Genomic DNA, 22,271 nt, shown 5'->3' with positions numbered 1-22,271 from the left:
CGAAATGAGGGGAGTCGGGTCAGGCGGCCGTCATGCGCGCAAGGCGCTCTGAAGCCGGCGGGTGCGAATAGTAGAACTTGACGAACACCGGATCGGGCGTGAGCGTCGAGGCGTTGTCCTGGTAGAGCTTGAGCAGGGCGGCCGACAGGTCGGCGCCGCTGGTTTGCGCCACTGCGTAGGCGTCGGCCTCGAACTCGTGCTTGCGCGACAGTCGTGCGGGCAGCGGAGCAACGAAGAAGCCGAACACCGGCACGGCAATCATGAACAGCAGCAACGCCAGCGCGCTGTTGGGTGCCGTCATGTTGGGCTGCACGCCCAGGCCCGTGTAGAACCAGACCTGCGTCGACACCCAGCCCAGCAGCGCGAAGCCAGCCAGGCTCAGGGCGAACATCGCGACCAGCCGCTTCACGATATGGCGGTGCTTGAAGTGTCCCAGTTCGTGCGCGAGTACGGCCTCGACCTCGCCGGCGTTGAGCTGGCGCAGCAGCGTGTCGTAGAACACCACGCGCTTGCTGGCGCCGAAGCCGGTGAAATAGGCGTTGGCATGGGCGCTGCGCGTGCTGCCGTCCATCACGAACAGGCCCTTGGCCGCGAAGCCGCAGCGCTTCATCAATGCCGTCACGCGCTCCTTGAGCGTCGGGTCGTCGAGCGGCTTGAACTTGTTGAACAGCGGTGCGATGAAGGTCGGGTAGATCAGCATCAGCAGCAGGTTGAATCCCATCCACGCGCCCCAGGACCACAACCACCACAGCTGCCCGGCCGCGCCCATGAGCCAGAGGATCAACGCCGCGATCGGCAGGCCGATCACCGCGCCCAGCAGCGTCGACTTGAGCGTGTCGGCCAGCCAGAGCTTCCAGGTCATCTTGTTGAAGCCGAAGCGATCTTCGAGCCTGAAGGTCTGCCAGAGCGTGAAGGGCAGTTCGAGCAGGCCGCCGATGGCCGCGAAGGCTGCCAGCAATGCCAGCTGCTGCGCCATGCCGCCGCCGATCCACGCCAGCAGAAGCTTGTTGAGCACGTCGAGGCCGCCGAGCAAGGTCCAGCCCAGAAGCAGCGCTGCGCCCCAGGCCATCTCGACCAGGCCGAAGCGCGCCTTGGCGATGGTGTAGTCGGCCGCTTTCTGGTGGGCGGCGAGGGTGATGGTCTGCGCGAAAGCGGCCGGCACGGTGCCGCGGTGCTGCGCCACATGGCGCACCTGCCGCGTGGCCAGCCAGAACTTCACGAGCAGGCCTGCAACCAATGCGGCCGCAAAGGCGATGGTGAAGATGAGCGAATAGGACATGGAGCGGCGAGTTTAGTCCCCGCTATCTGGGGCCGCAGCCCTTCGACGACAATCCTGCGATGCCTGAATCCCTTGACCCGACGCCCCTCGCAGCCGTGCCCACCCTGAAGAAAAGCGACCAGAACCTGGTCTGGCTGGACTGCGAAATGAGCGGCCTCGACCCCGAAAAAGAGCGCCTGCTCGAAATCGCCGTGGTCGTTACCGGCCCCGACCTCACGCCCGTCATCGACGGCCCCGTGCTCGTCATTCACCAGAGCGACGCCGTGCTCGACGCCATGGATGCCTGGAACAAGGGCACCCACGGCCGCAGCGGCCTGATCGACAAGGTCAAGGCATCCACCCTCGACGAAGCCGCCGCCGAGCAGCAACTGCTGGAATTCATCGCCAAATACATCCCGCGCAGCGGCTCGCCCATGTGTGGCAACACCATCGGGCAGGACCGGCGCTTCCTGGTCAAGTACATGCCCAAGCTGGAGGCGTACTTCCACTATCGCAACCTCGACGTCAGCACCCTCAAGGAGTTGGCCAAGCGCTGGAAACCCACGGCCTACAGCAGCTTCAAGAAGCAGCAGGCGCATACCGCGCTGGCCGATGTGCACGAATCCATCGAGGAACTGGCGCACTACCGCGAGACCTTTTTGCGCCTGACGGATTGAGTAAAGCCGGGAATTAGGTAAAAACCCGAATCCATGCCATAATCGCAGGCTTCGCTGATCGGGAAGGTATTTCAAGCCCGGCCAGCGTCTCTTGCATCTCCCTATCTTGCACACCGCGCCCGATCGCATTCGCTGATCAAAAAGGGCCGCAACCTCAGGCGTCAGCCCGAAGTTGAATGTCGTTGGATGGTTGATGTTTTTAACCACCAACGGGGCGCCGCCTACGGCAGCGCTCGCGTTTGAGATTGATATTCATGACCGACGCTTTTGAAGCGCAGGGCGAGTTCGCGCCTGTGCAATCCGCTACCCACAACGAATTCACCGCTGCCACGGACACCATGTCCGAGGCGCCCATCCTCGAGGCGCTGGATGCAGCTTCCCCCGAAGCTGCCGCGGCCGAAGAACCCGCCAAGCCCAACGGCTTCATCAAGCTGGGCCTTGCGCCCGAGCTGATCGCCGCCGTGGCTGACCTGGGCTTCACCCAGCCCACCACCGTGCAGGAAAAGGTCGTGCCGATCGCCATGGGCGAAGAGGGCGCTGCCCGCTTCGTTGACCTGATGGTTTCGAGCCAGACCGGCTCCGGCAAGACCGCCGCCTTCCTGCTGCCCGTGCTGCACACGCTGCTCAAGCGCCAGGCCGAGGCAGAAGCCGAAGCCAAGGCCGAGTTCCAGCGCCTGGCCGCCGAAGCTGCTGCCCGCGGCGAAGCCCCGCCCAAGAAGCCGAAGCGCAAGGATCCGACCAACGCCCGCCATTTCAAGGCCGCCACGCCCGGCGCCCTGATCCTGTGCCCGACGCGCGAACTCGCGCAGCAAGTCGCGCACGACGCCATCGAACTGGTTCGCCACTGCCGCGGCCTGCGCATCGCCAACGTGGTGGGCGGCATGCCTTACCAACTGCAGATTGCCAAGCTGCAGAACGCCGACCTCGTGGTTGCCACGCCCGGCCGTCTGCTCGACCTGCAACGCTCGCAGCAACTCAAGCTCGACCAGGTCAAGTTCCTGGTGGTCGACGAAGCTGACCGCATGCTCGACCTCGGCTTCTCCGACGACCTGGCCGAAGTCAACCAGCTCACCATCGAGCGCCAGCAAACGATGATGTTCAGCGCCACCTTCGCGCCGCGCATCCAGCAGCTGGCCCAGCGCGTGATGCGCGAACCGCAGCGCATCACCATCGACAGCCCGCAGGAAAAGCACGCCAACATCAAGCAGGTGCTGTTCTGGGCCGACAACAGCCAGCACAAGCGCAAGCTGCTCGACCACTGGCTGCGCGACACCAGCATCAACCAGGCGATCGTGTTCGCGAGCACGCAAGTCGAGTGCGACGGCCTCGCCAACGACCTGCAGCAAGAAGGCTTCAGCGCCGTGGCGCTGCACGGCGCCCTGAGCCAGGGCCTGCGCAACCGCCGCCTGATGGCGCTGCGCCAGGGCCAGGTGCAGATCCTGGTGGCCACCGACGTTGCCGCCCGCGGCATCGACGTGCCGACCATCACCCACGTCTTCAACTTCGGCCTGCCGATGAAGGCCGAGGACTACACCCACCGCATCGGCCGCACCGGCCGTGCCGGCCGCGACGGCCTGGCCGTCACGTTCGCCGAATTCCGCGATCGCCGCAAGATCATGGACATCGAGCACTACAGCCGCCAGCAGTTCAAGGCCGAAGTGGTGCCGGGCATGGAGCCGCAACAGCGCATGCCGCAATCGCGTCCGCCGCAAGGCGAATTCCGCGGCGGCCGTGGTGACAGCCAATCGCGCGACCGCAAGTTCGGTGGCGGCGGTGGCGGTGGCTACCGCGGCGGCAATGGTGGCGGCAACGGCGGCGGCTATGCCGGCGCCAGCGGCTTCAACGACCGCAACTCGCGTGGTCCGGCCGCACCGGGCCCGCGTGGCTTCCAGGGCGGCCAGAACGCCGGTTTCGGCGGCGGCCGTGACGAAGGCGGCAACGGCGGCGGTGCCGGCTACGGCCGCAAGCCGGGCTGGGGCGACAGCGCTCCGCGCGGCGGCCATGGTCACGGCGGTGGCCGCGGCGACGGCGGCTTCGCACCGCGCGAGGGCTTCGCGCCCCGCGGCAATGGCGCTGCCGGTCATGGCGGCCCAGGCAAGGTGTTCGTGCCCCGCGACGCGCAAAAGCGCGCGTTCAAGCCCAGCCGCTGATCCTGCTTCCCGAGCGGCCTGACGGCCGCCTCGCCCCCAGAAAGCCCGCGCTTCTAACGAACGCGGGCTTTTTCATTTCGGGTTTCCGAGCAGTCAGGTGACATCGAATTTGATTGACATCTGAATCGATGAAAAGTAATGTAATAAGGCATTATTTCCCCGGGTCCGTCCTGCGGCCGCCGGTTCATCGACACCTGCTTTTCGACTTTCGACATGAAAATTGCGATTCTTGGGGGTGGCCACGGCGCCTATGCGGCCGCCGCGGACCTGTCTGAAACCGGCCATGAAGTGCGCCTGTGGCGCCGCGACGCCGCGGCGCTCGAGCCGCTGGCGCGTGCCGGCTCGATCACGCTGAAGGACGCCGACGGCGCGCGCGAAGTGCCCATTGCGCTGGCCACCGCCGACATCGGCGCAGCCCTGAAGGGCGCCGAGCTGATCGTCATTCCCACGCCCGCGATCGCCCAGCACGACATCGCACTCGCGATGGCGCCGCATCTGGTCGACGGGCAGGTCGTGTTCCTGCCGCCGGGCACCTTCGGCAGCTACGTGATGGCGAAGACGGTGAAAGAGGCCGGCAGCCGTGCCGACGTCGCCTGGGCCGAGACCGGCACCCTGCCTTACCTGGCGCGCAAGCACGGCGAGCGCGAAGTCAACGTCACCATCCGCGCCATTCGCCTGCCTACCGGCGTCTATCCGGCCCGCAAGGAGGCGCAAGCCATCGAGGTGATCCGCAAGGCTTATCCGTCCGTGCACGGCTGCGGCGACGCGCTCTCGGGTGCACTGATGAATGCAGGCCCAGTCATCCACCCGCCGTTGATGGTGATGAACGCCGCGCCGCTGCAGCACTTCGAGCGCTGGGACATCCACAACGAAGGCACGCAGCGCGCCGTGCGCGACGTGACCGACCGGCTCGACCAGGAACGCATTGCCGTGCGCGAAGCCTTCGGGCAGGGCGCGCCGCACTATCCGCTGGCCGACCACTACAACAACGACCAGTGGATGTACGGCGACGCGCACAAGCAGCTCGTCAAATCGGGCGACTGGCGCGAGAACATCGACCTGCACACGCACCGCTACATCACGGAAGACACCGAGCTCGGCCTGGCTTTTCTGGCTTCGGCCGCGCGCCACGCGGGCGTGGATGCACCCATCGCCCACGGCCTGCTGGCCATCGTCGGCGGCTTTCTCGGGCGCGACCTGCGGCGCGGGCCGCGCACCTTCGAAAGCCTGGGCCTCGCCGACCTGAGCGCGGCGCAACTCAAGCAGAGGCTGCACGATGGCGAATGACGCCGCGCTCCCCCGGTTCGCGGCGGTCGGCGCGGGCCGCATGGGGCGCGGCATCGCCATCGCATTCGCCTATGCCGGCCATCGCATCTCGCTGATCGACCTGCGCCCGCGCAGCGACGAAGCCTGGCAGCGCCTGCGCGATGAAGCAAAGGCCGAGATCGAAGCCAGCCTCTCGGGTCTCGCGCAACTCGGCGTGATCGACGCATCGCAGATCGAGCGCATCGCCGCGCGCGTGGACTTCGTCAACGCCGCGGCCGCCCCGCAGGCGCTGGCCGCAGCCGAACTCGTGTTCGAAGGCGTCCCCGAAACCATGGAAGCCAAGCGCGAGGCCTTCGAGCAGCTCAACCGCCATTGCCGCGACGACGCGATCCTCACCTCGACCACCAGCAGCATCCTCGTGACGCAGCTGGCGTCATTGGTGCGGCTGCCCGGGCGCTTCCTCAACATGCATTGGCTCAACCCGGCCTACGTGATCCCCGTGGTCGAGCTGAGCTGCCACCCCGGCACCGACGCCGCCGTGCTCGCCCGCACCAAGACGCTGATGGAAGAGATCGGCAAGCTGCCCGTGGTTTGCGGCGCTTCCCCGGGCTACATCGTGCCGCGCCTGCAGGCGTTGGTGATGAACGAAGCCGCGCGAATGATCGAGGAAGGTGCCGCCACCGCCGAAGAAATCGACAAGGCCACGCGCTACGGCCTGGGCCTGCGCTTCGCCGCGCTGGGCGTGGTCGAGTTCATCGACTTCGGCGGTTGCGACATCCTGCATCACGCGAGCCGCGAGATGTCGGCCTCGCTCGACGCCGGCCGCTACACCGCGCCAGCCATCGTCGGCCGCATGGTCGAGCAGGGCCGGCTGGGCCTCAAGAGCGGCAGCGGCTTCTACGACTACGAAGGCCGCGACATCGCGGCCTACCGGCGCGACGTGCTCTCGCGCACGCTTGGCGAACTGCGGCATGCGGGCCTTTGGCGCGCGCCTGCGGACGAGACCTTGCCATGAGCATCCGCCGCGCCTTTGCCGACCTGTCGGTGGGGCAGGTGCACTACGCGGCGTGCGGCGACCACCAGGCGCCGGCCGTGCTGTTGCTGCATCAGTCGCCGCGCAGCTGGGCCGAGTACCGCGCAGTGCTGCCGTTGATCGGCGCGCATCGTCGGGCCATCGCGATGGACACAGCCGGCTTCGGCGATTCGGTCGACGGCGGAGTGCCGGCGAGCATCGGGCAATGGGCACGCGTGGCCTGCGAACTGCTGGATGCGCTGGGCATCGCGCAGGCCGACGTGGTGGGGCATCACACAGGCGGCGTTATCGCAGTCGAGCTCGCGGCAGCGTTTCCTGAGCGCGTTCGCAGCCTGGTGCTGTCTTCGACGCCGTACACCGACGAGCCCTTTCGCAAGGCACGGGCACAACGTCCACCCATCGACGAAGTCGCGCCGAGCGAAGACGGCTCTCACCTCGCAGCGCTGTGGCAAAAGCGCCAGGGTTTCTATCCGCTAGGACGTCCCGATCTGCTCGAAGCCTTCGTGCTCGATGCATTGAAGGTCGAGCGTGTCGAAGAGGGCCATCGCGCCGTGGCGTCGTATCGCATGGAAGAGCGCATCAGTCGCGTCACGCAGCCCACGCTGATCGTTCGCGCCACCGCCGACCCGTTCGCGGCGCCGCATGCCGAGGAGCTGCAGCACCACCTGCCGCAAGCACGCATCGTCGACATCGAAGGCGGCATGGTGCCGCTGCCCGACCAGATGCCTGAAGCCTTCGCGCGTACGGTGCTCGATTTTCTGGAGACGCTGCCGTGAAGGCAGTGCGCATTCACGGATTCGATGCGATCCCCGTGCTGGAGGAGATTGCCGACCCTGTCGCGCGGCCGGGCCGCACCCTGGTGCGCATGGAAGCCGCAACGGTCGGGCACATCGACCGCACAGTGTGGCGCGGGAGTTTCCTTCGCCATCCGCCGTTGCCCTACACGCCCGGCGTCGAGGCTGCGGGTGTCGTGATGGCAAGCGAGCGATACGCCGTCGGCCAGCGCGTGTGGCTGCGCGGCAGCGGGCTCGGCACGCTCTTCGACGGCACCTGGTGCGAGCAGATCGATGCGCCCGACGAAGCGCTGGGCCTGTTGCCCGACGCTGTGCCGATGGCGCTGGGCGCTGCGTTCTTCTCGCCAACGACCTCGGCATGGGTGGCGCTGCACGAAGTCGCGAAGCTGCAGGCCGGTGAGCAGGTGCTGGTGACTGGCGCGAGCGGCGCCGTCGGCTCGCTCGTGATGCAACTCGCACGCGACGCAGGTTGCACGGTGACGGCAGTGAATCCAGATGCCGCGCCGCCACCCGCTGCCAGCGCCGATCTGCTGATCGACACGGTCGGCGGAGATGTGCTCGCCAAGGTGCTGCCTTCGGTGCGGCCAGGCGGCCGTGCCGTGCTGGTCGGCTACACCGCCGGCCCGACGCTGCAGCTCGACATCGCGCACTTCCTGCAACGCGATGTTGCGTTGTTGCCTCTCAACATGTTTCGACGTGAAGCCACCGGCCGTGCAGCGGCGCCCGAATTGCTCGCGAGGCTGGCCGATGGCCGCCTGCACCTCGACGTGCAGCCGTTCGCACTTGCCGATGCGGCCCACGCGCTTGAATGGATCGCACAGCGCGGCCACCGCGGCCGCGCCGTCCTCGTGCCCCGCCTCTGAGCGGAGAGGCGAGCGAGCAAGCAAGCTCAGTCTTCTTGCGGTTCCTCGACCGGCACATGCACGTGCAGGTCGATCATCTGCCTCAGCGTCTGCTTGAGCTCTTCGGCGCGTCGCAGCCCGAAGGGTTCGAGCACGCGCCGCTCGTGGTCGCGTGCCAGTTCCATCAGGTGCTCGACCGCCTTCAGTCCCTTGCGCGTGATGCGCACCAGCGTGATGCGGCGATCACTTTCGTGGGGCAGGCGCTCGACCTGTCCGCGCGATTCCATGCGGTCCAGCAGCCGCGTCACCGTGGGTTGCTTGGTCACTGTCACCTGCGCGAGCTGGCCGATGCTGATCGGCTCGCTGCCGGCGAGTGATGCCATCACGCGCCACTCCGATACGGAGAAGCCCTGCTGCCGCGCAACCTCGTGGAACTCCGAGGAGATCAGCTGGCTGGCCTGCGCCAGCAGTGCCGGCAGGTAGTCATCGACGAAGCGATGCGATTCGACGGATTGTTCTTCAGCCATGAAGGCACCTCACAGTCGCCGCGGGCACGCTGTTTGCATGTCTAGGGTAATTCATGATTGTGGATACATTCATTTGTCAACATTATATGAACCGCGATGCAGCTCCCCAAGCTCATCGTCCCACGATAGACAACAAGGACCCAGATGGCCGAGCGTTCATTCGTTGAAGAAGTCAAGAAGCTGCGGCTTTCTGGTGGGGAAGTCTTCCGTGGGGAGGGCATTCTGGCGGTTACCAAGGCCTTGCTCGAATCGGGAGTTTCCTATGTGGCGGGCTACCAGGGTGCACCCATCTCGCACCTGATGGACGTGCTGGCCGACGCGCAGGACATCCTCGCCGAGCAGGGCATCCGCTTCGAGAACAGCGCGAGCGAGGCCACCGCCGCTGCCACGCTGGCCGCCTCCGTCAACTACCCGCTGCGCGGCGCCGTCACCTTCAAGGCGACCGTGGGCACCAACGTCGCGTCAGACGCGCTGGCCAACCTGGCATCCGGCGGCGTCACCGGCGGCGCGCTCATCATCGTCGGCGAAGACTACGGCGAAGGCTCGTCGATCATGCAGGAGCGCAGCCATGCCTTCGCCATGAAGTCGCAGATCTGGCTGCTCGATCCGCGCCCCAACCTGCCGAGCATCGTCGACGCGGTGAAGCAGGGCTTCGATCTCTCCGAGGCCAGCAACACGCCGGTGATGCTGCAGCTGCGCATCCGTGCCTGCCACGTGCACGGCCACTTCATTGCAGGCGACAACCGCCGCCCGAAGTTCACGCTGAAAGACGCGCTCGAGAACCCGCAGCGCGACGTCAGCCGTATCGTGCTGCCGCCCGCGAGCTTCGTGCATGAACAAGAGAAGGTGAAAGACCGCTGGCCCGCTGCCGTGCGCTTCATCGAGGAGCGCAAGCTCAACGAGTTCTTCTCCGAAGACGCCGACGACATCGGCATCATCGTGCAGGGCGGCAGCTACAACACGCTGCTGCGTGCCCTCGAGCGACTGGGCTTGGCCGACGTGTACGGCAACACGCAGGTGCCGCTCTATGTGATGAACGTGGCCTACCCCGTCATCGAGAGCGAGGTGATCCGCTTCTGCGAAGGCAAGCGCGCCGTGATGGTCGTGGAAGAGGGGCAGCCCAACTTCGTCGAGCAGAACCTGGCAACCATCCTGCGCCAGGCCGGCTCGACCACCGCGCTGCACGGCAAGGACATGCTGCCGGTGGCCGGCGAGTACACCGCGTCCGAACTGCTCAAGGGCGCGCGCAGCTTCTGCGAGCGCTACGAACGCCTGGCGCCGCTGCCGGTGCCAGCGCCGGTGCGCAAGGTGATTCCGTTGAAGGAAGTGGCGGCCATCGGCGTCGATGCCGCACCCGAGCCCGCGCAACCGTCGACAGCATTGGGCGAGGTAGTCCACGCCCGTCCGCCGGGCTTCTGCACCGGCTGCCCCGAGCGCCCCATCTTCAGCGCCATGAAGCTGGTCGAGCGCGAACTCGGAGCGCACCACGTGAGCGCCGACATCGGCTGCCACCTGTTCTCGATCCTGCCGCCCTTCAACATCGGCAACACCACCATGGGCTACGGCCTGGGCGGCGCAGGTGCCGCGGCGCTCAATGCACCGGCAGGCAAGCGCGCGATCTCGATGATGGGCGACGGCGGCTTCTGGCATAACGGCCTCACCAGCGGTGTAGCGAACGCGGTCTTCAACAAGAGCGACAACCTCACCATCGTCGTAGACAACAACTACACCTCGGCCACGGGCGGGCAGGACATCCTGTCGTCGCACGCCGTCAACAAGACGCGCAGCACCGGCCACGAAATCGAGCGCGCCGTGCGCGGCGTGGGCGTGGAGTGGGTGAAGACGCTGCGCCGCACCTACGACGTGGCAGGCATGCGCGACGCGCTGAAAGACGCACTCACCACCACGAAGAAGGGCCCCAAGGTCCTGATCGCCCAGTCGGAGTGCATGCTCAACAAGCAGCGCCGCGAGAAGCCGCTGGTGCGCAAGGCCATTGCCGACGGCAAGCGCATGGTGCGCGAGAAGTTCGGCGTCGATTCAGACACATGCACCGGCGACCACTCCTGCATTCGCCTGTCGGGCTGCCCGTCGCTGTCGATCAAGCCCAACCCCGATCCGCTGCGCACCGACCCCGTTGCGACCGTGCTCGACAGCTGCGTGGGCTGCGGCGTGTGCGGCGAGGTCTCGCATGCCGCCGTGCTGTGCCCGTCGTTCTACAAAGCCCAGATCGTGAGCAACCCCAGCCGCTGGGACGTGCTGCGCGAGCGCGTGCGCGCCGCCGTCATCGGCTGGCTGCAACGCGGCGAGGCGCGCCGCCGTGAAGCCTATGCCTTCTGAACGAAGTTCCTTTATGCAACATAGGAAGACATCGGGAAATGGCCAGGGATACCGCGGAACCGGCTTTGCCGGGCCGCTGGTATCGCCCCCGGTAGGGGGTTGGCGGCTACACGAAGTGAGCAAGACTGGGGGCGAGCCATGAGCCCCATCAAGATTGCCATCCTCGCCATGGGCGGGGAGGGCGGCGGCGTGCTGGCCGACTGGATCGTCGACATGGGCGAGGCCAACGGCTACGTCGCCCAGACCACCTCGGTGCCGGGCGTGGCCCAGCGCACCGGCGCGACCATCTACTACGTCGAGCTGTATCCCGCGGCGCAGGCCGAGGCCGATGGCGGCCTGCCGGTGCTCGCGCTGATGCCGCTGCCGGGCGACGTCGACGTGGTGCTGGCGTCGGAGCTCATGGAGGCCGGGCGTGCCGTGCAGCGCGGCCTCGTCACGCGCGACCGCACCACGCTGATCGCATCCACGCACCGCGTCTTCTCCATCGCGGAGAAAAGCGCCTTGGGCGATGGCCGCGTCGACAGCGACCAGCTTCTCGCACACACCGCCAAGGCAGCCAAGCGCTTCATCCGTTTCGACATGGCACAGGCAGCCGAAGCCTCGGGCAGCGTGATCAGCGCCGTGCTCTTCGGCACGCTGGCAGGTTCGGGCGTGCTGCCATTCAGCCGCGCGCAGTTCGAGGCAACCATCGAGCGCGGCGGCGTGGGCGTGAAGCCCAGTCTCAAGGCCTTTGGCGCGGCGTTCTCTCGCGCACAGGGCGGTGACGACGGCGAGCCTGCGAAAGACGTGCCTATCGCCGCGCCAGCACCGCAACCGCGCCACCCGGCCGTGCGGGCACTGGTCGAACGGGCGCAACACGACTTCCCGGTGCAAGCGCAAGACTTCCTGCTCGAAGGCGTGCGCCGTCTCATCGACTACCAGGACCCGGCCTACGCCAGCCTGTACCTGGACCGCATGGCCGCCATCGCCGCGCTGCCGGGCAACGACGACCATCGCCTGCTGCGCGAAACCGCGCGCCACCTCGCGCTCTGGATGTCCTACGAAGACACCGCCCGCGTCGCAGCCCTGAAGACCCGCGCCACCCGCTTCGAGCGCGTGCGCGGCGAGGCCCGCGTACAACCGGGCCAGGTGCTCGCCATCAACGAATACATGCACCCGCGCCTGCAGGAAATCTGCGAGACGCTGCCTGGCGGCATCGGCCGCTGGCTCATGAACTCGACGATGCCCAAGAAGCTCGTCGAGCGCTTCACGCAGCACGGCCGCGTGATCCAGACCAGCTCACTGCGCGGCTACCTCATGCTGCGCATCGTGGCGGCATGCAAGCGCTGGCGCCTGTCGACGATGCGCTATGCCGAGGAAAACCGCCGTATCGAGGAATGGCTGCAGCGCATCGCCGCCACCGCGCAACGCAACCCCGAACTGGCCGTCGAGCTGGCCCAGTGCCAGCGCCTCGTCAAGGGCTACAGCGATACGCACGAACGCGGCATTCGCAACTACGACACCGTGATGCGTGCTGTCGAGCGCGCCGGCACAGCGCTGGCACCGGCCACGCTGCGCGAACTGCGCGATGCGGCCCTGGCCGACGAACATGGCCACAAGCTGCAGGCCGCACTGGCACAGCACGCACTGGCCTGAAGAGACAACGAAGATGACCGCACCCTCAGCCACCCTCTCACTGCGCGTCGTCGAGGCGCGGGCGTTGAATTCGCTGATCCGCATGCTGCGCCTGCGCGCCGAAGATGGCCGCGCGCTGCCCGGCTTTGCAGCCGGCGCCCACATCCGCGTGCAGGTGTCGCTGCCAGACGGCAAGACCGACTGGCGCCACTACTCGCTCATCAACTTCGACACGGCGCGCAATGCCACCAATGCGCCGGCTGAATATGTGATCGCAGTGCGCAAGGAGGCCGAAGGCCGGGGCGGCTCGCGTTTCATGCACGAGCAGCTGCAAGAGGGCGACACCCTCGCCATCGAGGCGCCCAAGAACGACTTCCCGCTGCACACCGGCCCCGGCGGCACCGTGCTGGTGGCCGGTGGTATCGGCGTGACGCCGCTCGCCACCATGGCCGCCCGCCGCCGCGCCGAAGGTGCAGCCGTGCGCATGCACTACGCCGGCCGCAGCCGCGACCTGATGGCCTTCCTGCCCGAGCTTCAAACCCTGCTCGGCGATGACCTGCGCGTGCACGCGGACGCCGAGGCTGGCACGCCGCTCGATATCGACGCGCTGCTCGACAGCGTTCCCACCGGCGACCGCCTCTACGTGTGCGGCCCCAAGGTCATGCTCGACGCCGTGCTCGAGCGCACCCAGGCGCGCGGCTGGGAACATGACCGCGTGCACTTCGAGCTTTTCACCGAGCCCGTCGCGGAAGAAGGCGATCAGCCCTTCGAGGTGGAGCTCGCCCAGTCGGGCCAGCGCTTCACCGTGCCGGCCGACCAGAGCATCCTCGACTGCCTGATCGAAAACGGCTGCGACCCGATGTTCGACTGCAAGCGCGGCGAATGCGGCGTATGCGCGGTGCCGGTGCTCGAAGGCGAGATCGACCACCGCGACTACGTGCTCACCGCCCGTGAGAAGGCGGAGGGCAACGTCATGCAGATCTGCATCTCGCGCGCCAAGGGTGCGCGCCTGGTGCTCGACATCTGATGAAGCAAGGAGCCATGAGAACCATGACCTCGTACCGAGACAACCCCGATGCCATCCGCGCGCTGGTGCAGCATGATCGCGTGCACCGCGACCTGTACACCAGCCAGGAACTGTTCGAGCTGGAGCAGGAGCATTTCTTCGCCAACACCTGGAACTACGTCGGCCATGAAAGCCAACTGCCCAAGCCCGGCGACTGGATCAGCAACGAGATCGCGGGCCGCCCGCTGATCATCGTGCGCCACTCCGACGGCAGCGTGCGCGCCATGATGAACCGCTGCGCCCACAAAGGCTCGCGGCTCGTGAACGGGCCCTGCGGCAACACCGGAAAATTCTTCCGCTGCCCGTACCACGCCTGGACATTCAAGACCGACGGCGCACCGCTGGCGATTCCGCTGAAGACGGGCTATGAGCACACGCAACTGCACGAGTGCGAGTCGGGCAAGGGCCTCACCACTGTGAAGCACGTGCGCAGCCACCGCGGCTTCATCTTCGTGAAGATCAACGACGCGGGCCCCGACTTCGACGAATACTTCGGCGACTCGCTGAGCTCCATCGACAACATGGCCGACCGCTCGCCCGAAGGCGAGCTCGAAATCGCGGGCGGTTGCCTGCGCTTCATGCACCAGTGCAACTGGAAGATGTTCGTCGAGAACCTCAACGACACCATGCACCCCATGGTGGCGCACGAATCCTCCGCCGGCACCGCCAAGCGCATGTGGGCCGACAAGCCCGAGGACGAGCCCAAGCCCATGGCGGTCGAGCAGTTCGCGCCCTTCATGTCCGACTACAAGTTCTTCGAGGACATGGGCATCCGCACCTACGACAACGGCCACAGCTTCACGGGCGTGCACTTCAGCATCCACAGCAAGTACAAGGCGATCCCCGCGTACGACGACGCCATGAAGGCGCGCTACGGCGAGGAGAAGACGGCGCAGATCCTCGGCATGGCGCGGCACAACACCGTGTACTACCCGAACCTCACGATCAAGGGCGCGATCCAGGCGATCCGCGTGGTCAAGCCGATCTCGGCCGACAAGACGCTGATCGAGAGCTGGACCTTCCGCCTCAAGGGCGCGCCGCCCGAGCTGCTGCAGCGCACCACCATGTACAACCGGCTCATCAACTCGCCGTTCTCGGTGGTCGGGCATGACGACCTGCAGGCCTACCGAGGCATGCAGGCCGGCCTGCACGCGAGCGGCAACGAGTGGGTGAGCCTGCACCGCGACTACGACCCTTCGGAGCTGAAAGGCGGCGAGATCACCACGGGCGGCACCAACGAGCTGCCCATGCGCAACCAGTACCGCAGCTGGGTGCAACGCATGACGGAGACGATGTAATGGCCGGCACCGAAGTCACCCGCCAGGACCTGATCGACTTCGTCGTGAACGAAGCACACCTGCTCGACACCCGCCGCTACGAGGAGTGGAACGCGCTCTTCACCGACGACGCCTTCTACTGGGTGCCGCTCGTGCCCGACCAGGAAGACGGCCTCAACCACACTTCGCACCTCTATGAAGACAAGCTCCTGCGCGACCTGCGCATCGAGCGCCTCAAGAGCCCGCGCGCTTTCTCGCAGCAGCCGCCGAGCCGCTGCCACCACCTGCTGCAAGTGCCGATGGTCGAGCAGTTCGATGCCGAGGCCAATCGCTACGTGGTGCGCACCGAATTCCACTACACCGAATCGCATGGTGACGAACTGCAGTTCTACGTCGGCACCTTCTTCCACCACCTCACGATGCAGGATGGCGCGCTGCGGATGACGCTCAAGCGCGTCAACCTGCTCAACTGCGATGCGGCCCTGCCGGCCGTGCAGCTCTTCATCTGACTGGGACGAGATGTCACACGCCACCGTCCATCAAGTCTTTGCGGCCACCGCGGCGCGCACGCCGCAAGCCGAATTCCTGTTCACCGAATCGGTGACTGCGGCCGCCTATGGCATCGAAGCGGGCGCCATCCGCTGGGGCGATGCTGCCGCACAGATCGAACGCCTGCGCGCGGTCTACGCGCAAGCCGGCTACGGGCACGGCCACCGCGTCGGCCTGCTGCTGGAGAACCGGCCGGCCTTCATCTTCCACTGGCTCGCGCTGAACGCACTGGGCGTGAGCGTGGTGCCGATCAACGCCGAGATGCGCTCGGCCGAGCTGGTCTACCTGATCGGCCACAGCGAGATCGGCCTGGCCGTGACGCTGCCGGCGCGCGCGGCCGACCTGCGTGCCGCGGCGGCGCAGGCGGGCGTGGCGTTCGAGACGATGGGGCTTGAAGACGCCGTGCCGCCAGCGAAGACCGCCGCACCGCGCGCCCATGAGCCCGTGGGCGCCGACACCGAATGCGGCCTGCTCTACACCTCGGGCACCACGGGCCGGCCCAAGGGCTGCATCCTGAGCAACGCCTACTTCCTGCGTGCGGGCGAGTGGTATGCGTCGCTCGACGGCGTGTGCAGCATCCGGCCCGATGCAGAGCGCGTCATCACGCCGCTGCCGCTGAACCACATGAACGCAATGGCCTTCTCCACCATGGTGGTGCTGGTTGCGGGCGGTTGCCTGGTGCAGCTTGATCGCTTCCATCCGAAGACCTGGCTGGCGAGTGCGAAGGAAAGCGGTGCGACCATCGTGCATTACCTCGGCGTGATGCCGGCCATGCTGCTGTCCGCGCCACAGTCGGCGGCCGACCGCGATCACGCCATCCGCTGGGGCTTCGGCGCTGGCGTGGACCGCAAGAACCACTCGCCTTTTGAAGAGCGCTTCGGCTTCCCGCTGGTCGAGGCCTGGGCCATGACCGAGACCGGCGCAGCCGCCTGCATCATGGCCAACCGCGAGCCGCGTCTCGTGGGCACCAGCTGTTTCGGGCGGCAGGAAGACTTCGTCGAGATTCGCCTCAAGGGCGAAGACGGCAGCGACGTCGGCGTCGATGCACCGGGCGAGCTGCTGGTGCGTTCGGCCGGCAACGACCCGAAGCGCTATTTCTTCTCCGGCTACCTGAAGGACGAGGAAGCCACGCGCGAAGCCTGGGCCGACGGCTGGTTCCACACCGGCGACCTGGTGCGCCGCGACGCCGAGGGCAACTTCTTCTTCGTCGACCGCAAGAAGAACGTGATTCGCCGTAGCGGCGAGAACATCTCCGCCGTCGAGGTCGAGAGCGTGCTCAACCAGCACCCGGCGGTGAAGACTTCGGCCGTAGCAGCCACGCCCGATGCGGTGCGCGGTGACGAGGTGCTGGCCTGCATCGTGATGCGCGAAGGCGCCGATGCCTCGCAGCGCGTGCAGATCGCCGCCAGCATCGTCGAACACGCACTGGCCCAGCTGGCGTACTACAAGGCACCCGGCTACGTGGCCTTTGTCGATGCGCTGCCGCTCACGCCTTCGCAGAAGATCCAGCGCGGCCAGCTGCGCGAAATGGCGCAGTCGCTGCCGGGCCAGGGCCATTGCGTCGACACACGCGCCATGAAGAAGAGGCAGGCATGACGACGAAACGACGGCTCTCCTACGAAGGCGTCGCGGTCGCGGTGCCCGTGACCGTGCCCTACGTGCGCTACTCCACGCGCACCGCGCACTGGTTCATCGGGCAGGCCATCGAGGCGCTGGTCGATGCCAGCGGCGTGGCCAAGGAGCAGATCGACGGCCTGTGCCTCAGCAGCTTCTCGCTCGCGCCCGACACGGCCGTGGGTGTCACGCAGCACCTGGGCCTGTCGCCTCGCTGGCTCGACCATGTGCCTACCGGCGGTGCATCTGGCGTGATGTGCCTGCGCCGCGCGGCGCGGGCGGTGCAGGCGGGCGATGCCGACATCGTGGCCTGCGTGGGCGCCGACACCAACCACGTCGACTCCTTTCGCCAGACGCTGGGCAGCTTCAGCAACTTCGCGCGCGATGCCAGCTACCCCTACGGCTCGGGCGGCCCGAACTCGATCTTCGCGTTCATCACCGCCAACTACATGCGCACCTACGGCGCGAAGCGCGAAGACTTCGGCCGTATCTGTGTGGACCAGCGCACCAACGCGCTCGGCAACCCGAACGCGATGTTCAAGAAGGGCCTGACGCTCGACGAGTACATGGCCGCGCGGCCCATCTCCGACCCGATCCACCTGTTCGACTGCGTGATGCCCTGTGCGGGCGCCGATGCCTTCCTCGTGATGAGCGAGGAGCGCGCGCGCGACCTGGGCCTGGCGCACGTGGTGATCCGCGGCGCCATCGAGCGCCATAACGCCTACGCCGAAGACCCCGTGATGGTGCAGGGCGGATGGCGCAAGGACCGCGACGACCTGTATGCGCAGGCCGGCATCCAGCCCATCGAGCTCGACTTCGTGCAGACCTACGACGACTACCCCGTCATCGTGATGATGCAGTTCGAGGACCTGGGCTTCTGCGAGAAGGGCGAGGGCCCGGCCTTCGTGCAGTCGCACACCATGACCTTCGACGGCAGCTTTCCGAACAACACCAGTGGCGGGCAGCTCTCGGCAGGGCAGGCCGGCGCGGCGGGCGGATTCCTCGGCATGGTCGAGACGATCCGCCAGCTGACTGATCAAGCAGGCCCACGCACCGTGCCCGATGCACAGCTGGGCCTGGTCGCCGGCTTCGGCATGGTGACCTACGACCGCTGCCTGTGCACAGGCGCCGTCATCCTGGGGAGACCGGAATGATGTACCCCCACGTTTGCCGCTTCGCGGCTGCACTGCCCCCCGAGGGGGCCGCGCGCCTGCCTTGGGGCGGCCCGGCGGAGGCGCTATGACCATGCCGATGATGCGCCCCCCGCGCAAGAACCCGGTGCTGCGCACCCGGCAGATGAACCTGCCGCCCGGCGCGCGTGGCCGCGTGGCACTTGGCCTCACGGCCGCTGCAGCCGAAGGCCGCTTCGAACTGCAGACCTGCGAGGACTGCGGCACCGTGCAGTACCCGCCGCGCGAGGTCTGCCACAAGTGCCTCTCGGCCGCCTTGCGCTGGCGCCAGCAGAGCGGCGAGGGCGAGCTGCTCGGCAGCACCACGCTGCATCACAGCAACGACTTGTTCTTCCGCGAGCGGCTGCCCTGGCGGCTGGGCCTGGTGCATCTCGATGCCGGGCCAACGCTCATGGTCCACCTGCATGGCGAAGTCGGCGATGCGCCGCAACGCGTGCGTGTCGGCGCCCGGCTCGACCGCGCGGGACAGGCCGTTCTCATTGGTTTTCCGAATGAAGGGAGTGCCCATATGGCCGACGACAAGATGCTTCGCGAAATGACCAGCGACCCCAAGTTCCGCAAGGCGCTGGTGACCGACGGCAAGACCGAGACCGGCCAGGCCATCGTGCGCGCGCTGGTGAAGGCTGGCGCAGACATCGTCTGGGTCGGCCATGCCGAGCCCTGGAAGAAGATGGGCGAGGGGCTCGACGACATCTCGGCGCTGCCGCAGGTCACGCTGGTGCCGCTCGATCTGACCAACGGCCGCCAGGTGACGGAGCTTGCGGGCTCCATCGGCGGCAAGGTCGACATCGTGATCAACAACGCCGAGGTGCACCGCACCTTCGGCATCGGAGCGCGGCGCGGCACCGACGTGGCCAAGGCCGAGATGGACATCAACTACTTCGGCCTGCTTCGTCTGGCGCAGGAGTTCGGCCCCGCGCTGAAGGGCCGCTCGGCCGACGGCGCAACCGGCGCGACGGCCTGGGTCAACCTGCTGTCGATCTACGCGCTCAGCAACTTCCCGCCGCACGGCACCTTCAGCGCGTCGAAAGCCGCAGCGCACTCGCTCGCGCAGTGCCTGCGTGCCGAGATGCGGCCGGCCGGCATCCGCGTGATCAATGTGTTCCCGGGGCCCATCGACGATGAATGGAACCAGCACACGCCACCACCCAAGCTCGCACCCACCGCGCTGGCCAACGCCATCGTGAAGGCGCTGCGCGACGGCGTGGAAGACGTCTACCCCGGTGACGTGGCGCAGGAGTGGGTGGAGCGCTGGCGCGACAACCCCAAGGTGCTCGAGCGCGAGCTCGCGGCGGGCGGCTGAGACAGGAGCCATACGAATGACCACGACAACCGAACTGATGTCCGCCGCCGAAATCCTCGGCGGCCTGGTGACCGCGATGGCCAGTGGCCGCATCCGCGTGATCGACCTCACGCAGACGCTCACGCCCGAGTTCCCGCAGATCGCGCTGCCGCCCGAGATGGGCCAGTGCTGGCCCTTCCGCATCGAGGAAGTGTCGAAGTACGACGAGCGCGGCCCGGGCTGGTACTGGAACAACTTTTCCTGCGGCGAACATACAGGTACGCACTTCGACGCGCCGATCCACTGGATCTCGGGCCGCGACCTGCCGAACAACTCGGTCGACACCATTCCCGTGCAGCACTTCGTGGCGCCGGCCTGCGTGATCGATTGTTCGGCCGATGTGCAGTCGAACGACGACTACCTGCTGAGCGTGGCCGACATCGAGCGCTACGAGGCGGCGCATGGCCGCATCCCGAAAGGCGCGTGGGTGCTGATGCGCACCGACTGGTCCAAGCGCAGCGACCCCGAGGCCTACCAGAACTTCGACGAAACCGGCCAGCACACGCCGGGCCCGAGCACCGAGGCCGTGCGCTTCCTGGTCGAGCAGCGCGACGTGCTGGGCTTCGGCTCCGAAGCCATCGGCACCGACGCGGGGCAGGGCTATCACCTGCGGCCGCCGTATCCGTGCCACTACTACATGCACGGCGCGGGACGCTACGGACTGCAGTGCCTGAGCAACCTCGACCTGCTGCCACCGGCCGGCGCGGTGCTGATCTGCCCGCCGCTGAAGATCGAGAAGGGCAGCGGCAGCCCGCTGCGCGTGCTGGCCCTGGTGGGAGCCTCGGCATGAGCGCGGCGCCCAAGGTCGCGGCCGTCACCGGCGGCAGCGCCGGCATCGGCAAGGCGATCTGCGAGGACTTGCTCGCGCAGGGCTACGAGGTGGTGTCGCTCGCGCGCCGCAAGGCCGAGATCGACCACCCGAAGCTGCACAGCATCGAGGTCGACCTGAGCGACCGCGCCGCCACCGGCGAGGCGGTGCGCGAACTGGTCGAACGCTTCGCGCCGACCACCATCGTCCACAACGCAGGCGTCATCCGCGCCGCGCTGCTGCCCGAAGTAAAGCTCGACGACCTCGACGCACTGGTCGACCTGCACCTGGGCTGTGCCATTCAGCTCGTGCAAGGTGCGCTGCCCGCGATGCGTGCGCAGCGCTTCGGCCGCGTGGTGCTGCTGTCGTCACGCGCCGCGCTGGGGCTGGCCACGCGCACCAGCTACTCGGCCACCAAGGCCGGCATGCTGGGCATGGCGCGCACCTGGGCGCTGGAGCTTGCCGCTGACGGCATCACGGTGAATGTGGTGGCCCCGGGGCCGATCCGCACCGACATGTTCTACGACGTGGTCGAAGCCGGCAGCGAGAAGGAACGCGCGCTCGCAGCCTCGGTGCCCGTCAAGCGCCTCGGCGAATCAGCCGATGTGGCACGCGCCGTGCGTTTCTTCGCCGATGCCGAGAACAGCTTCGTCACGGGCCAGGTGCTGTATGTGTGCGGCGGCACCAGCGTCGGAAGTCTCGCCCTCTGAGTTTTTTGCTTTCCTCACGTTCATCCAAAACCACCTCTGGAGCCTCGCCATGAAAGTCCTGAACCGAATTCGCACACTCGCGGCCATTGCCGTGGGCCTCGGCGCGCTGAGCGCCGCGGGCGCGTGGGCCGCCGATCTCAAGGTCGGCTTCATCACTTCGATGTCGGGGCCGGTGTCGTCGCTCGGCATTCCGTACGACAAGGGCATGAAGGCGGCAGTCGCCTACAAGTCGGAGGTCGCAGGCCGCAAGGTCCAGGTGATCCAGCTCGACGATGCGTCAGACCCGTCCACGGCGGCGCGCAATGCGCGCAAGCTGATCGAGGAAGACAAGGTCGACGTCATCATCGGCACGGCCGGAGCGCCGGGCTCGCTGGCCATTGCCGGCGTGGCGCGTGAAACCAAGACCCCGCTGATCTCCATCGCCAATGCCGACCTGGCAGGCGAAGAAGGCGCATGGATGGTGACGCTGCCGCAGCCCGCGCCGCTGATGATGGGCGCGATGGTCGAGAAGATGAAGCAGGCCGGCGTGAAGACGGTGGCCTACATTGGCTACTCCGACGCCTGGGGCGACCTGGTGTACGACGCGCTCATGAAGTCGGCGCCCACGGCGGGCATCAAGGTGGTGTCGAACGAGCGCTATGCGCGTAGCGATTCGTCGGTGGCCGGCCAGGTGCTGAAGATCGTGGCGCTGCGCCCCGACGCGGTGATCACCGGCGCCTCGGGCACGCCCGGTGCGTTGCCGTACCTCGCGCTCACCGAGCGCGGCTACAAGGGAAAGATCTACGGCATGCATTCGCTGATCAACCCCGACTTCATCCGCGTTGGTGGCCCGTCGGTCGAAGGCCTGCTGGCGCCCACGGGCCCGGTGGTGGTAGCCGAGCAGCTGCCCGACAACAACCCGATGAAGAAGATCGCGATGGACTTCCGCGCTGCCTACCAGAAGGCCAACGGCGCAGCGCCCACCGACACCTTCTCGGCCTACAGCTTCGATGCGTGGCTGATCTATCTCGACGCTGCGCAACGCGCGTTGGCCAGCAAGGCTGAGCCTGGCACTCCGCAATTCCGGCTGGCGCTGCGTGATGCCATCGTGAGCACCAAGGAGCTGGTGGGCACGCATTCGGTCTACAACTTCAAGCCCACTGACCGCTACGGTTCGGATGACCGCTCGCGCGTTGTCGTGAAGCTCGAAAAGGGTCAATGGAAGCTGGTGCCCTGAG

The 22,271-nt window shown here is 67.1% G+C and carries 19 protein-coding genes; 17 read left to right on the top strand and 2 right to left on the bottom strand.

What is annotated here, in order from left to right; genetic code table 11:
* Positions 1-19: 19 nt before the first annotated feature.
* Positions 20-1,279 carry a M48 family metallopeptidase gene (locus tag BMW87_RS07030; protein ID WP_093075502.1) on the bottom strand — a complete coding sequence of 420 codons (1,260 nt, stop codon included), beginning with the start codon at positions 1,277-1,279 and terminating at the stop codon, positions 20-22.
* A 59-nt stretch (positions 1,280-1,338) separates the two neighbouring features.
* Between BMW87_RS07030 and orn the strand changes: the two genes are divergently transcribed.
* The 6 genes from orn (at position 1,339) to BMW87_RS07000 (ending at position 8,041) form a co-directional block, all read left to right on the top strand.
* Positions 1,339-1,935: an oligoribonuclease gene (gene orn / locus BMW87_RS07025; protein WP_093075501.1), complete on the top strand. Its 597-nt coding sequence runs from the start codon at positions 1,339-1,341 to the stop codon at positions 1,933-1,935.
* A 254-nt stretch (positions 1,936-2,189) separates the two neighbouring features.
* Positions 2,190-4,085 (top strand): DEAD/DEAH box helicase, encoded by a 1,896-nt coding sequence (locus BMW87_RS07020; RefSeq protein ID WP_093075499.1) that lies wholly within the window; start codon positions 2,190-2,192, stop codon positions 4,083-4,085.
* Positions 4,086-4,298: 213 nt separating this feature from the next.
* Positions 4,299-5,372 carry an NAD/NADP-dependent octopine/nopaline dehydrogenase family protein gene (locus BMW87_RS07015; RefSeq protein WP_093075498.1) on the top strand — a complete coding sequence of 358 codons (1,074 nt, stop codon included), beginning with the start codon at positions 4,299-4,301 and terminating at the stop codon, positions 5,370-5,372.
* Complete coding sequence (locus BMW87_RS07010) at positions 5,362-6,366, top strand: 3-hydroxybutyryl-CoA dehydrogenase (protein WP_093049717.1); 1,005 nt, start codon at positions 5,362-5,364, stop codon at positions 6,364-6,366. Before BMW87_RS07015 ends, BMW87_RS07010 begins: the two co-directional genes overlap by 11 nt.
* A complete protein-coding gene (locus BMW87_RS07005; RefSeq protein ID WP_093075496.1) occupies positions 6,363-7,160 on the top strand; it encodes an alpha/beta fold hydrolase in 798 nt (265 codons plus the stop codon). Before BMW87_RS07010 ends, BMW87_RS07005 begins: the two co-directional genes overlap by 4 nt.
* Complete coding sequence (locus tag BMW87_RS07000) at positions 7,157-8,041, top strand: quinone oxidoreductase family protein (RefSeq protein ID WP_093075494.1); 885 nt, start codon at positions 7,157-7,159, stop codon at positions 8,039-8,041. The genes BMW87_RS07005 and BMW87_RS07000 overlap by 4 nt, the downstream gene beginning before the upstream one ends.
* Before the next feature lie 26 nt (positions 8,042-8,067).
* On the opposite strand, the gene BMW87_RS06995 is transcribed toward BMW87_RS07000, so the two are convergent.
* Complete coding sequence (locus tag BMW87_RS06995) at positions 8,068-8,547, bottom strand: MarR family winged helix-turn-helix transcriptional regulator (protein ID WP_093075493.1); 480 nt, start codon at positions 8,545-8,547, stop codon at positions 8,068-8,070.
* Positions 8,548-8,691: 144 nt separating this feature from the next.
* On the opposite strand from BMW87_RS06995, the gene BMW87_RS06990 reads away from it, so the two are divergent.
* The 11 genes from BMW87_RS06990 to BMW87_RS06940 all read left to right on the top strand — a co-directional run bounded on the left by BMW87_RS06990 (position 8,692) and on the right by BMW87_RS06940 (position 22,270).
* The gene (locus BMW87_RS06990; protein ID WP_093075491.1) at positions 8,692-10,884 is read left to right on the top strand and encodes a thiamine pyrophosphate-dependent enzyme; all 2,193 of its coding nucleotides are present in this window, start codon (positions 8,692-8,694) and stop codon (positions 10,882-10,884) included.
* Positions 10,885-10,983: 99 nt separating this feature from the next.
* Positions 10,984-12,519 (top strand): indolepyruvate oxidoreductase subunit beta family protein, encoded by a 1,536-nt coding sequence (locus tag BMW87_RS06985; protein ID WP_256216694.1) that lies wholly within the window; start codon positions 10,984-10,986, stop codon positions 12,517-12,519.
* Positions 12,520-12,532: 13 nt separating this feature from the next.
* On the top strand, positions 12,533-13,525 hold the full coding sequence (locus BMW87_RS06980; protein WP_093075488.1) for a PDR/VanB family oxidoreductase: 993 nt from the start codon (positions 12,533-12,535) through the stop codon (positions 13,523-13,525).
* Positions 13,526-13,548: 23 nt separating this feature from the next.
* A complete protein-coding gene (locus BMW87_RS06975; protein WP_093049735.1) occupies positions 13,549-14,862 on the top strand; it encodes an aromatic ring-hydroxylating dioxygenase subunit alpha in 1,314 nt (437 codons plus the stop codon).
* On the top strand, positions 14,862-15,350 hold the full coding sequence (locus tag BMW87_RS06970) for an aromatic-ring-hydroxylating dioxygenase subunit beta (RefSeq protein WP_093075487.1): 489 nt from the start codon (positions 14,862-14,864) through the stop codon (positions 15,348-15,350). Before BMW87_RS06975 ends, BMW87_RS06970 begins: the two co-directional genes overlap by 1 nt.
* Before the next feature lie 10 nt (positions 15,351-15,360).
* Positions 15,361-16,986, top strand: a complete 1,626-nt coding sequence (locus BMW87_RS06965; protein WP_093075485.1) for an AMP-binding protein — start codon at positions 15,361-15,363, stop codon at positions 16,984-16,986.
* Positions 16,983-18,158 (top strand): thiolase family protein, encoded by a 1,176-nt coding sequence (locus BMW87_RS06960; protein ID WP_093049744.1) that lies wholly within the window; start codon positions 16,983-16,985, stop codon positions 18,156-18,158. The genes BMW87_RS06965 and BMW87_RS06960 overlap by 4 nt, the downstream gene beginning before the upstream one ends.
* An 85-nt stretch (positions 18,159-18,243) precedes the next feature.
* Complete coding sequence (locus BMW87_RS06955; RefSeq protein WP_093075482.1) at positions 18,244-19,497, top strand: SDR family NAD(P)-dependent oxidoreductase; 1,254 nt, start codon at positions 18,244-18,246, stop codon at positions 19,495-19,497.
* Positions 19,498-19,513: 16 nt separating this feature from the next.
* Positions 19,514-20,326 (top strand): cyclase family protein, encoded by an 813-nt coding sequence (locus tag BMW87_RS06950; protein ID WP_093049750.1) that lies wholly within the window; start codon positions 19,514-19,516, stop codon positions 20,324-20,326.
* Positions 20,323-21,054 carry an SDR family oxidoreductase gene (locus BMW87_RS06945; RefSeq protein ID WP_093075480.1) on the top strand — a complete coding sequence of 244 codons (732 nt, stop codon included), beginning with the start codon at positions 20,323-20,325 and terminating at the stop codon, positions 21,052-21,054. Before BMW87_RS06950 ends, BMW87_RS06945 begins: the two co-directional genes overlap by 4 nt.
* A gap of 49 nt (positions 21,055-21,103) precedes the next feature.
* Entirely contained in the window at positions 21,104-22,270 is a 1,167-nt protein-coding gene (locus tag BMW87_RS06940) for an ABC transporter substrate-binding protein (RefSeq protein WP_093075477.1), read from the top strand.
* Position 22,271 lies beyond the last annotated feature (1 nt).

It is taken from the genome of Variovorax sp. OV084 (genome assembly GCF_900111625.1).
Taxonomy (GTDB): domain Bacteria; phylum Pseudomonadota; class Gammaproteobacteria; order Burkholderiales; family Burkholderiaceae_C; genus Variovorax.
This window is presented reverse-complemented; position numbering and strand designations above follow the sequence as displayed.